This is a genomic window from Streptomyces sp. M92 (genome assembly GCF_028473745.1).
Classification (GTDB): domain Bacteria; phylum Actinomycetota; class Actinomycetes; order Streptomycetales; family Streptomycetaceae; genus Streptomyces.
In genome coordinates, this window is the sequence record NZ_CP101137.1 from 2,930,626 (window position 1) to 2,942,904 (window position 12,279).

At 70.9% G+C, this 12,279-nt stretch carries 9 protein-coding genes; 4 read left to right on the forward strand and 5 right to left on the reverse strand.

Annotation, left to right across the window (positions count from 1 at the left end; genetic code table 11):
• Positions 1-224: 224 nt before the first annotated feature.
• The gene (locus tag M6G08_RS13495; protein ID WP_272587400.1) at positions 225-2,534 is read left to right on the forward strand and encodes a transglycosylase domain-containing protein; all 2,310 of its coding nucleotides are present in this window, start codon (positions 225-227) and stop codon (positions 2,532-2,534) included.
• Positions 2,535-2,609: 75 nt separating this feature from the next.
• Here the strand turns inward: M6G08_RS13495 and M6G08_RS13500 are convergent, their stop codons facing one another.
• The 4 genes from M6G08_RS13500 to M6G08_RS13515 form a co-directional block, all read right to left on the reverse strand.
• The gene (locus M6G08_RS13500) at positions 2,610-4,697 is read right to left on the reverse strand and encodes a SpoIIE family protein phosphatase (RefSeq protein ID WP_272587401.1); all 2,088 of its coding nucleotides are present in this window, start codon (positions 4,695-4,697) and stop codon (positions 2,610-2,612) included.
• 279 nt (positions 4,698-4,976) lie between these two features.
• Complete coding sequence (gene fomD / locus M6G08_RS13505; protein ID WP_272587402.1) at positions 4,977-5,678, reverse strand: cytidylyl-2-hydroxypropylphosphonate hydrolase; 702 nt, start codon at positions 5,676-5,678, stop codon at positions 4,977-4,979.
• Between the two features lie 123 nt (positions 5,679-5,801).
• Positions 5,802-7,205 (reverse strand): class II fumarate hydratase, encoded by a 1,404-nt coding sequence (locus M6G08_RS13510; protein WP_272587403.1) that lies wholly within the window; start codon positions 7,203-7,205, stop codon positions 5,802-5,804.
• Positions 7,206-7,283: 78 nt separating this feature from the next.
• Positions 7,284-8,951 carry a fumarate hydratase gene (locus M6G08_RS13515; RefSeq protein ID WP_524540347.1) on the reverse strand — a complete coding sequence of 556 codons (1,668 nt, stop codon included), beginning with the start codon at positions 8,949-8,951 and terminating at the stop codon, positions 7,284-7,286.
• Between the two features lie 172 nt (positions 8,952-9,123).
• On the opposite strand from M6G08_RS13515, the gene M6G08_RS13520 reads away from it, so the two are divergent.
• Together M6G08_RS13520 and M6G08_RS13525 are read left to right on the forward strand one after the other, a co-directional pair.
• On the forward strand, positions 9,124-9,828 hold the full coding sequence (locus M6G08_RS13520; RefSeq protein WP_443048794.1) for a DUF1707 SHOCT-like domain-containing protein: 705 nt from the start codon (positions 9,124-9,126) through the stop codon (positions 9,826-9,828).
• 103 nt (positions 9,829-9,931) lie between these two features.
• Complete coding sequence (locus tag M6G08_RS13525) at positions 9,932-10,309, forward strand: WhiB family transcriptional regulator (RefSeq protein ID WP_272587405.1); 378 nt, start codon at positions 9,932-9,934, stop codon at positions 10,307-10,309.
• Positions 10,310-10,549: 240 nt separating this feature from the next.
• On the opposite strand, the gene glpX is transcribed toward M6G08_RS13525, so the two are convergent.
• Positions 10,550-11,581 (reverse strand): class II fructose-bisphosphatase, encoded by a 1,032-nt coding sequence (glpX, locus tag M6G08_RS13530; protein ID WP_073724569.1) that lies wholly within the window; start codon positions 11,579-11,581, stop codon positions 10,550-10,552.
• Positions 11,582-11,706: 125 nt separating this feature from the next.
• Between glpX and M6G08_RS13535 the strand changes: the two genes are divergently transcribed.
• The gene (locus M6G08_RS13535) at positions 11,707-12,243 is read left to right on the forward strand and encodes a DUF4245 domain-containing protein (RefSeq protein WP_272587407.1); all 537 of its coding nucleotides are present in this window, start codon (positions 11,707-11,709) and stop codon (positions 12,241-12,243) included.
• Positions 12,244-12,279 lie beyond the last annotated feature (36 nt).

Genomic DNA, 12,279 nt, shown 5'->3' on the forward strand with positions numbered 1-12,279 from the left:
CTATCTAAGTGATAGCACTTTACCCCCGAACTGCAACCCTTAACCCCTCTCGTACGTCGGTTCCAAGGGAACAGGTGCTGATTCTCACGTCCGTACAAGGCCGGATCGGCACGCGTTTGTCTTATCTCCCGGTGTTAGCTTTCTGAGCTGACCTGAGCGACGAACCTGTGTGACACCTGAGCAGAGCGTGCCCACAGATGAAGGAAGCGGAGCGGATCGGACCCATGGGACGAGCGGATGAGAGAAGAGCGCGACAGCGCGGTGGCCGCCGCGCGGCGCCGAGAACCCGCCGTTCGTCGGGGGCCGGCCAGAAGAGCGGCATACGCAGGTTCTTCACCTGGAAAAAGATCCTCGGCACGTTCTTCGGCCTCTGCCTGCTCGGCATGGGCGCCTTCATCGTGCTGTACATGGTGATCGACATCCCCGAGGGCAACCCCGAGGCCGAGCTGCAGAGCAACGTCTACAAGTACAGCGACGGCAGCATCATGACCCGCACCGGCGACCGCAACCGCGAGATCGTCGACCTGGCCAGGGTGCCCAAGGAGGTCCAGCGCACCTTCGTGGCCGCCGAGAACAAGACCTTCTACAAGGACTCCGGCGTCGACCTCAAGGGCACCGCGCGCGGCCTGCTCAACACGCTCTCCGGCAAGGGTGCGCAGGGCGGCTCGACCATCACCCAGCAGTACGTCAAGAACTACTACCTGTCCCAGGAACAGACGGTCACGCGCAAGCTCAAGGAGCTGGTCATCTCCCTGAAGCTGGACCGGGAGAAGTCCAAGGACTACATCCTGGCCGGCTACATCAACACCAGCTACTACGGCCGCGGCGCCTACGGCATCCAGGCCGCGGCGCAGGCCTACTACCGCGTCGACGCCGAGGACCTGACGGTCGAGCAGGGCGCGTACCTCGCGGCGCTGCTCCAGGCGCCGAACCAGTACGACTGGGCGATCGCCAGCGACACCGGCAAGAAGCTCGTCCAGGAGCGCTGGAACTACGTCCTGGACAACATGGTCGAGGAGGACTGGCTGAACCAGTCCGAACGCCAGGGCATGAAGTTCCCGGTGCCGAAGGAGCCCAAGGCCGCAGCGGGAATGCAGGGCCAGACCGGGTACCTGGTGACCGCGGCCGACTACGAGATCAAGAAGCAGCTCGTCGAGCAGGGCGCGGCCGAGGACATGGAGCAGGCCAAGGCCCTCCTGGACCTCGGTGGCTACACCGTCACTCTCAACATCGACAAGAAGAAGCAGGCGGAGCTGGAGAAGGCCGTCAAGGCCAAGCTCACCAGCAAGCTCGACCCCGAGAAGCGCGACGTCGACGCCGACGTCCAGGCCGGCGCGGTCTCCGTCGACCCGAAGACGGGCGGCGTCGTGGCGATGTACGGCGGCGTGGACTACGTGAAGCACTACACGAACAACGCCACCCGCGACGACTACCAGCCCGCCTCCACCTTCAAGCCGGTGGTCTTCGCCGCGGCCGTCGAGCAGGACGCCGAGACCCAGGACGGCGAGCCCATCACGGCCAACACGATCTACGACGGCACCAGCGAGCGCCCGGTCGTGGACGGTGGCCGTGAGGTCGGCTTCGCACCGCCCAACGAGGACGACAGGAGCTACGGGGACATCACCGTCCAGGAGGCGATGAACAAGTCCGTCAACTCCGTCTTCGCGCAGATGGGCATCGACGTCGGCATGGACCAGGTCATGAAGGTCGCCGGCGACCTCGGAATGAACACCGAGGGCGACCAGGCCGTGCCCGCCCAGACCCTGGGCAGTATGGGCGCCAGCCCGCTGGAGATGGCCGGCGTCTACGCCACCCTCGAAAACCACGGCAAGAAGGTCACCCCGGCCGTCGTGAAGTCGGTCGAGCACAAGGACCGCACGGTGGAGTTCCCCGAGCCGACCGGCGAGCAGGTCATCAGCCGCGAGGCCGCCGACACGGTGACCTCCGTGCTCACCGGCGTCGTTGACGACGGTACGGCCAGGACGTCCGTGCGGAACAACCCGCTGCGCGACGGCCAGACGGTCGCCGGCAAGACCGGCACGTCCGACGACAACAAGTCGGCCTGGTTCAGTGGCTACACGCCCGAGCTGGTCACCTCGGTCGGCCTGTTCGGCGAGGACCCGAAGACCCACGCCCAGGTCCCGATGTACAAGGCCGGCGGCGTCGACTACCGCGTCAACGGCGGTGGCTTCCCGGCGGAGATCTGGGCCGCGTACACCTTCGGCGTCATGGACGAGGTGACCGAGTTCGACCTGGAGACCAAGCAGGGCAACGCGGTGAAGCCGAGCACCACCCCGTCGCCGAGCCAGTCGCCGTCCCAGTCGCCGTCCCAGCAGGAGTCGCCCGAGCCGCCGGAGAGCGAGGAGCCGGAGACGGAGGACCCGACGTCCGAGCCGCCGGTGAGCGAGTCGCCGTCGGAGTCGGTGTCCGAGTCGCCGTCCGGCAGCCCGTCGTCGGAGGCACCGCCCACCGGCGGGGAGCCCACGGATCCGGAGAACCCGCTCTTCCCGGACGGGGACCGGCAGGAGCGGTAGGGACGCAGGCGGCGGAAGCAGGTACGTGGAAGGGCGCCCGGCGAGCACCGGGCGCCCTTCCACGTGAACGCGGGCTCAGCCCCGGTTCAGCTCGAACCAGACCACCTTTCCGGTGCTCAGCCGGGTCGCTCCCCAGCGCCGGGCCAGCCGGTTGACCAGGTACAGTCCGCGCCCGCCCTCGTCGGTGGCCCGCGCCTGCCGCAGCCGCGGCAACTGGGGCACCTCGTCGCCGACCTCGCAGCGCAGCACGTCCGTGCGCAGCAGCCGCAGGGTGACCGGCTTGGTGGCGTACCGCACGGCGTTGGTGACGACCTCGCTGACCAGCAGCTCCACGGAGTCGGTCAGGTCCTCCATGCCCCAGCGGCCGAGGGCGCGGCGGGCCAGCCGCCTGGCCCGTCCCGGAGCGGTGTCGTCGGGCTCCAGGAACCAGTACGCCACGTCGCTGGGCGCGATGCCGTCGAAGCGGGCGGCGAGCAGCGCGATGTCGTCGTCCCGGTCGCCCGGCCCGAGCATGTCCAGCACCTCGTCGCACAGGGCTTCCAGGGGCGGCGGATGGTCGGGGCCGGTGAGCTGCGCGGTGACGGCGAGGCGCTCCCGCAGCTGCTCTATGCCGGTCCACACGTCGCGCAGGCGGGACTCGACCAGCCCGTCGGTGTAGAGCAGCAGCGTGGCGCCCGCCGGCGCGTCCAGCTCCACGGCCTCGAAGTCCACGCCGCCCACGCCGATCGGGGCGCCCGCGGGCACCCGCAGCACCTCCGCGTGACCGCCGAGGTGGAGCAGTACGGGCGGCGGGTGGCCGGCGTTGGCGACGGTGATGCGGTGCGTGACCGGGTCGTACACGGCGTACAGACAGGTCGCCATGCGGTCGGTGCCCAGGCGCTGGGCCTGCTCGTCGAGGTGGTGCAGCACCTCCTGCGGCGGCAGGTCGAGCCCGGCCAGGGTCTGCGCGGTGGTACGCAGCTGGCCCATGATCGCCGCCGACGTCATGGAGTGGCCCATCACGTCGCCGACGACCAGTGCGACGCGGCTGCCGGGCAGCGGGATCGCGTCGTACCAGTCGCCGCCGACCCGCGCGGTCTCGGCGGCCGGGAGGTAGCGGGAGGCGAGCCGCACGCCGGTGCAGTGCGGCAGGTTCTCCGGGAGCATGGTGCGCTGCAGCTCGTCGGCGATGTACGCCTCACGGCCGTACAGCACCGCCTTGTCGATGCCGAGCGCGCTGTGCGTGGCCAGCTGGGCGGCGACCAGCAGGTCGTCGGCCTCGAAGGCGATGCGCTCGGGGCCGCGCAGGAAGAGGGCGGCCCCGATCACCCGGCGCCGGCCGCGCAGCGGCGCGAGGATCGCCCGCTGCCCGTCGGGCACGGCGAAGCCGCCGCCGTCCCCGAGCAGCTCGGGCAGGGCGGCGCGGGCCGCGGGGGTGTCCGTGAAGACCGGCCGCACCCCGCGCAGCACTTCGGCGAGGGCGCTGCCCGGCCGCACCTCGCACAGCTCGGAGCCGACCGCCTCCAGCTCCGACGGTTCGGGCTGGACCGCGGGTGTGAACCCGCTCTCGGTGTCCCGCTCGGCCGGTATGCGGTCGGTGCGCCGCAGCCGCAGCACCAGCGGGCCGGTGGGCCGTTCGTCGCCGACCGGCAGCGGCTCGCGCAGGTAGACGAGGATCGCGTCCGCGAAGGTCGGCACGGTGGCCCGGCACAGCCCCATCACGATCTCGTCGAGGTCCATGCCCCGCGCGATCCGCCGGGTCGCGGCCCCCACGAAGCGCAGCCGGTCCCCGTCCCGCCGCATGGGCGTGGGCCGGCCGGGCGAGGTGACCTGCCCGGTACGGCGCTCGGCCCGCGCCGGTGCCCCGGCACCGTCGGGCTCGGGCCCGGCTCCCGCACCGGTCTGCGCGCCGCCCGGCTGCACCGGGACGCCGTCGGGCGTGGGCCGGGGGCGGTGGGTGTCGGAATGGGTGGCCGGTCCGGTGCCGGGCTGGGAGTGCTCGAAGGCGCCCGTGCCGGAGGTCGGCGGCGTCTGGCCGGCGCGCCCCTGTGCCGATAACGCGGACCCGGAGGCGCGCGGCGGCACGGGGGTACGCAGGAGCGCCCCGCGGGGGTCCGCGGGGTCACCGCCCGCCGTCGGGCGGTCGAAGGAGGTCGGGTGCTCCGTCACGCGTGTCGAATCCATCCGTCCGGGACTGCGCGCGGCGCGTGCAGTTCGTCCCGCAGAAATCCCGATACCCGCAATACGTGCCCCGGGAACGGGATTCCCGCGTGGTCAGAGGCTGTTCCTGTGTCACCGGCGGACCGTCCGCGGCCCGTGCCCGTGTTGTCTGCGTACCTCTCGCTCACGTCCTGCCGCCCCTCGGTGACGATCGGTCAAGCACGGTGCACGCCCCGCTGGTTGCTGCCCTGCTGGTTGCGGAGGACGATCCTACGTTTCCTGCCCGGGGGCGCATCAAGGGTCTCATGAGGACACATGCTCGGGTGTGCGGTCCCAGTCTCCGGGGAGCGACGGTACCTCCCAGGACGGATCCGGTCGCCAGTGTTCCCAGCCGTCCGCGTACGGGGACCCCCAGGCGCGGATCTCCGCCACCGCCGCCCGCCCCGCCTGCCGCACCCGCTCGGCCAGTCGGGCGTCCATCAGCCGGTCCCGCTGGGCCTGCGCGAACTCGTCCTCGTCCCGCCAGTGCCAGCCGCGGTCCGGGTGCACGGAGATGTCCAGGAAGTGGTCCTCGGAGTCGACGCCGCCCTCCCAGCGGGCGAGCGGCTCCTCCAGGTTCACGTACCAGTTCTTGAACCGCCAGCCCGGGTCCCAGAACAGCCACACCGACCAGGGGGCACCGGGCCGCGCCAGCTTCAGCACGCCCGTGCCGAACCACCGGTCGCGCTGCACGGTGCGCGGCTTGGTGTAGCGCGTCACCAGCGGTTCCAGGTGCACGGGCGTGCCGTCGGCCATGACCGGCTTCACGCACTCGGTGCCGGGCGCCAGCCAGACCGCGAGCAGGTCCGCGTCGTCCCGTACGACGGTGACGGGGCGCGCGATGTGCACGTGCGGGCCGCCGTTCTCCCGGTACCGCCACAGGATGTGGCTCCCGGGCGTCCAGAACTCCGTGGGGGCCGCCGGCCCGTCCGCCTCCGCCGCGCTCACCGTCTCACCGTCTGCCATGGGCAGATATTAGGTGCCCCGGCCATCCGACGCGCCGGTGATCGCGAGGAGCACCCCCGCGCGGGACGGCCGCCGGGCCCGTCCGGACCGTTCAGGTTCGCCGGGCCCGCCGGGCCCGTCCGGTCACGGGTGGGTCATCCGCAGCACGTCCAGCGCCTCGTCCAGCTGCTCGTGCGTGAGGTCGCCGCGCTCGACGTACCCGCCCTCCAGTACGACCTGACGGATCGTCTTCCGTTCCGCGAGCGCCTTCTTGGCGACCTTGGCGGCCTCCTCGTACCCGATGTACTTGTTCAGCGGCGTGACGACGGAGGGCGACGACTCGGCGTACTCCCGGGCCCGGTCCCGGTGCGCGACGACGCCGTCGACGGTCCGGTCGGCGAGCAGCCGGGAGACGTTGGCGAGCAGCCGCACCGACTCCAGCACGTTCTTGGCGATGACCGGAAGCATCACGTTCAGCTCGAAGTTGCCGGCCGCTCCGGCGGCGGCGACGGTCGCGTCGTTGCCGGTGACCTGGGCGGCGACCATGAGCACGGCCTCCGGGATCACCGGGTTGACCTTGCCGGGCATGATGGACGACCCGGGCTGAAGGTCGGGCAGCGAGATCTCCGCGAGCCCGGTGCGCGGCCCGGACGCCATCCACCGCAGGTCGTTGGCGATCTTCGTCAGGCCGACCGCGATGGTCCGCAGCTGTCCGCTGGTCTCGACGACGCCGTCCCGGGCGCCCTGCGCCTCGAAGTGGTCGCGCGCCTCGGTCAGCGGCAGCCCCGTGACGCGGGCCACCTCCGCGATGACGGCGGCGGAGAAGCCGGGCGGGGTGTTGATGCCGGTGCCCACCGCGGTGCCGCCCAGCGGCAGCTCGGCGAGCCGGGGGAGCGACGCCTGAAGCCGCTCGACGCCGTACCGCACCTGGGCGGCGTACCCGCCGAACTCCTGCCCCAGCGTGACCGGCGTGGCGTCCATGAGGTGCGTGCGCCCCGACTTCACCACGTCGGCGAACTCCTCCGCCTTGCGCTCCAGGGCGCCGGCGAGGTGGTCGAGGGCCGGGATCAGGTCACGGGTGACGGCGGCGGTGGCGGCGATGTGGATGGAGGACGGGAAGACGTCGTTGGAGGACTGCGAGGCGTTGACGTGGTCGTTGGGGTGCACGTCGCGGCCGAGCCGCTCACTGGCGAGGGTGGCGACGACCTCGTTGGTGTTCATGTTGGACGAGGTGCCCGAGCCCGTCTGGAACACGTCCACCGGGAAGTGCGCGTCCCACTTCCCCTCCGCGACCTCGCCGGCCGCCTCCTGGATCGCGGCCGCGACGTCCTCGTCCAGGACGCCCAGCTCGGCGTTGACCTTGGCCGCCGCGCCCTTGATCCGGGCGAGCGCCTCGATGTGCGCGCGCTCGATGCGCTGCCCGGAGACGGGGAAGTTCTCCACCGCCCGCTGCGTCTGGGCCCGCCACTTGGCGTGGGCGGGCACCCGCACCTCGCCCATGGAGTCGTGCTCGGTGCGGTATTCGGTCCTGTCCTGCTCGTCGGCCATCGACGATCACCTCCACGTGTCACAGCGTCCGCGCCGGGACCACTGTTCCCCGTGGAGGCGGATCGTCACGGCCGGGGCTCAGGCGAGTCCGGGACCGCGCACCGGAATGGACGTGAAGGTGGGCGCCGGAGCCGGGTCCTGGAAGAAGTCGTTGCCCTTGTCGTCCACCACGATGAACGCCGGGAAGTCCTCGACCTCGATCTTCCAGACCGCCTCCATGCCGAGCTCCTCGTACTCGACGACCTCGACCTTCTTGATGCAGTCCTGGGCGAGGCGCGCCGCCGGACCGCCGATCGAGCCGAGGTAGAAGCCGCCGTGCGTGTCGCACGCGTCGGTGACCTGCTTGCTCCGGTTGCCCTTGGCCAGCATCACCTTCGAGCCGCCCGCCGCCTGGAACTGCTCCACGTAGGAGTCCATGCGCCCGGCGGTGGTCGGTCCGAAGGACCCGGAGGCGTACCCTTCCGGCGTCTTGGCCGGACCCGCGTAGTACACGGGGTGGTCCTTCAGGTACTGCGGCATCTCCTCGCCCGCGTCCAGCCGCTCCTTGATCTTGGCGTGCGCGATGTCGCGGGCCACGACCAGCGGGCCGGTCAGGGACAGCCGGGTCTTGACCGGGTGCCTGGTCAGCTCGGCGAGGATGGCGTCCATCGGCTGGTTGAGGTCGATCCTGACGACGTCGCCGGACTCGTCGAGCTGCTCGTCCGTGGTCTCCGGCAGGAACCGCGCCGGGTCGGTCTCCAGCTGCTCCAGGAAGACGCCCTCGGCGGTGATCTTCGCGACCGCCTGCCGGTCCGCCGAGCAGGACACGGCGATGGCGACCGGGCAGGACGCCCCGTGCCTCGGCAGGCGCACCACGCGCACGTCGTGGCAGAAGTACTTGCCGCCGAACTGCGCGCCGATGCCGATCTTCTGCGTCAGCTCGAAGACCTTCTCCTCCAGCTCCTTGTCCCGGAAGCCGTGCCCGAGCTCCGAGCCCTCGGCGGGGATCTCGTCCAGGTAGTGCGCGGAGGCGTACTTCGCGGTCTTCAGCGCGTACTCGGCGGAGGTGCCGCCGACCACGATCGCCAGGTGGTACGGCGGGCAGGCGGCCGTGCCCAGCGAGCGGATCTTCTCCTCCAGGAACTTCATCATGGAGGACTCGTTCAGGACGGCCTTCGTCTCCTGGTAGAGGAAGGACTTGTTGGCCGAGCCGCCGCCCTTGGCCATGAAGAGGAACTTGTAGGCACCGCCGTCGGTCGCGTACAGCTCGATCTGGGCCGGGAGGTTGGAGCCGGTGTTCTTCTCCTCCCACATGGTGAGCGGGGCCATCTGCGAGTAGCGCAGGTTCAGGTTCTTGTAGGCGTCGTAGATGCCCCGGCTCAGGGCCTCCTCGTCACCGCCCGCCGTCAGCACGTTCTGCCCGCGCTTGCCCATGACGATCGCCGTGCCGGTGTCCTGGCACATCGGCAGCACGCCCGCGGCCGCGATGTTCGCGTTCTTCAGCAGGTCCAGCGCCACGAACTTGTCGTTGCCCGACGCCTCGGGGTCGTCGATGATGCGGCGCAGCTGCGCCAGGTGGGCCGGGCGCAGGTAGTGCTGGATGTCGTGGACGGCCTCCTCGGCCAGCTTGCGCAGCGCCTCCGGCTCGACCTTGAGGAACGTCCGCCCGTCGGCCTCGAAGGTGGACACACCCTCGGCGGTCACCAGCCGGTACGGAGTGGTGTCCTCACCCTGGGGGAGCAGATCGGTGTACGCGAACTCAGGCATCTCGCCCATTCCTCACTAGACATGGCTGGCCTCCGTTGGCAGCGCCAACCAGCGTAAAACCTGCCCGCGGCGCCGAGCCTGTGAGGTAAGGCTCAGTAGGTCCGCGACCGTGCCACGAGAAGGTTGCCCACAGGGCTAGTCGCGATCTATCGCGTTTCGCTACCCTGTTGCCGTGGACCTTCACAAGCACGCCCCAACGCAGGACGCGGTACCGCGCGGCACCGCGCCGAGTGTCTCCGAGATGCGCGCCTCGGACGCCGACCGCGACCGTATCGCCGACATCCTCCGCGACGCCGTCGCCGAGGGGCGGCTGACCGCCGAGGAGCACGCCGAGCGCGTCGAGCGCGTGCTGGCCGCCAGAACGGTCGGCGAGCTGGACGCCTTCGTGCGCGACCTGCCCGCCGCGCACGCGGGCCGGCCCAGCGCCGCTCCGGCTCCCCACCGCCCCGCCGCCGGCACCGTCCCGGCGGACCCCGACGAGAACGTGGTCGCGGTCTTCAGCGGCGCCGTCCGCAAGGGCCGCTGGCGGGCGGGCCGCCGCATCCACGCGTACGCGGTCTTCGGCAGCGTCGAGATCGACCTCAGCGAGGCGATCTTCGAACACCAGCAGGTCGTGATCAAGGCGTTCTCCGTCTTCGGCAGCGTCGAGGTGCGGGTCCCGGAGAACGCGTCGTTGCGCGGAGCCGGGGGCGGCGTGCTCGGCAGCTTCGAGGTGGACGCCCTGGACTCCGCCGAGACCGACGCCCCCGTCGTGTACGTGGACGGCTGGGCGGTGCTGGGCAGCGTCGAGGCCCGGCCGAAGCGGGGCAAGCTCGTCGCGGACATCCTCGGCCGGGTGCACCGCAAGGTCGAAAAGGGTTTGGGCAAGCACCTGTAACGCGACTCGCGCGCCGGTTGAGGACCCTGTGCATAGGCGCGCGTACAACGGGTAAGCCTGACGCATCGTCTCTCGCTCGCGAAGCCGTCGTCAGGAGTAGACCGTGCTGCAACCGCCGCCTTCGTCCCTGCAGGTAGCTGCCGTTCCGGCCCAGCGGGTGCCTGTGCGGCACAGGGACCAGGACGCTCCTTGGCACACCGAGGCGGTGTGTCGGCGCGACGAGGCCGGACTGTTCTTCGCCCCTTCCAAGGAACCCACCGCGGCCCGCCTCTCCCGCGAGGAGGCGGCCAAGCGGGTCTGCGCACGCTGCCCGGTCATGGTCGAGTGCCGCGAGCACGCCCTCCTGCAGCCCGAGCCCTACGGCGTCTGGGGCGGCCTCACCGCCGCCGAACGCCGCGTGGTCCTGGCACGCCGCCGCCGCCGCGACCTGGAACTGAAGAAGGCCGCCAGCGCCACGGGCCGCATAGCGGCGGCCGGCTGACACCAAGGCAGACGAAAGGGCACCCTCTCCGCACAGAGGGTGCCCTTTTCGCACGGGCGGCGCGGGGCTGTTTCCGATCTGCGGCGTCTGTCTCATGCCGGTCGCTACAGCCAACCCAGGGGCGCGGGGCTGTGTCCAATTTGCGGCTCCGCCGCGAGGGCGCGACCAGCCACGACGCGCCCGCACCCGCCGAACAACGGTCACCCCCGCTTCAGAGGGCGCCCCGCACGACCGACGGAGTCACTTCGCCCGGTCGAAATCAATCGCGCTGTACGCCCGCAGCTTGCTCAGCCGGTGCTCGGAGTCGATCCGCCGCACCGTCCCCGACTTCGACCGCATCACGATCGAGTCGGTCGTCGCCGTCTCGGACCGGTACCGCACCCCGCGCAGCAGCTCACCGTCGGTGATGCCGGTCGCGACGAAGAACACGTTGTCCCCGGAGACCAGGTCGTCGGTGGTCAGCACCCGGTCCAGGTCGTGCCCGGCGTCGATCGCGCGCTGCCGCTCCTCGTCGTCCTTGGGCCACAGCTTGCCCTGGATGGTGCCGCCCAGGCACTTCACCGCGCAGGCCGAGATGATGCCCTCCGGCGTGCCGCCGACCCCGAGAAGCAGGTCGATGCCGGTGCCCTCGCGCAGCGCCAGGATGGAGCCGGCCACGTCGCCGTCGGAGATCAGCTTGATGCGGGCGCCGGTCTCCCGGACCTCCTTGATCAGGCCCTGGTGGCGGGGCCGGTCGAGGATGACGACGGTGACGTCCTCGGGGGTGCGCCGCTTGGCCTTGGCGATCCGGCGGATGTTCACGGACACGGGGGCGTTGATGTCGACGAAGTCGGCGGCCTCCGGGCCGGTGACCAGCTTGTCCATGTAGAAGACGGCCGACGGGTCGAACATGGAGCCCCGCTCGGCCGCGGCCAGCACCGCGATGGCGTTGGTCATGCCGTTGGCCGTCAGCGTGGTCCCGTCGATCGGGTCCACGGCGATGTCCACCTCGGCGCCGGTGCCGTCGCCGACCCGCTCCCCGTTGAAGAGCATCGGGGCCTCGTCCTTCTCGCCCTCGCCGATGACGACGACGCCGTTCATCGAGACGGTGTGGACGAGGGTCCGCATGGCGCGCACCGCGGCACCGTCGGCGCCGTTCTTGTCTCCGCGCCCGACCCAGCGGCCGGCGGCCATCGCAGCGGCTTCGGTCACCCGCACCAGTTCCATGGCGAGGTTGCGGTCAGGGGCCTCCGAGGGAACGTCCAGCTCGGAGGGCAGATGATGCTCGGTCATCGGAACGCACCTTTCTGATACGACGACGGCCGGATGAGGGTGTGGCCATGACTCTATCGTCAGTCCGACAAAATGAGCAGGGGACCCCACGTATGAGCACATCGGGGACCTGCGACGATAGGGGCGTGGCAGGTACGAACGGCAAGCAGAAGACGGCCCGGGACATGGTGCTCTCCCTGGGCGTCATCGTTCTCGCGGGACTGGTCATGTATCTCTTCATCCCGCACGACGACGACGGCGGTCCCGACCTCAAGCGGGTCGACTACACGGTCGAGCTGACCACCGCACGCCGCGCCGCACCGTACCCGGTGGCGGCGCCCGAGGGGCTGTCCCAGGAGTGGAAGCCCACCTCCGTCCGCTACCGCGGCGCCGAGGACAACGCCTGGCACCTGGGTTACCACGCCCCCGACGGTGAGTACGTGGCGGTCGAGCAGTCGACGGGGAAGCCGGCCGAGTTCATCGAGGAGGCCAGCCAGGGTGCCCGGAAGACCGAGGCCACCGAGGAGATCGGCGGCCGGACGTGGACCCGGTACACGGGCGGCCGGTACGAGGCGCTGGTGCTGCACGACACCGACGGCGTGAAGGGCGCGACGACGGTCGTGGCCGGCACGGGATCCTTCGAGCAGCTGGGCAGGATGGCGGCGGCGCTGAAGCTGGCCTGAGCCGACGCCGTACTCCGCACGACCGCGCGGACACGG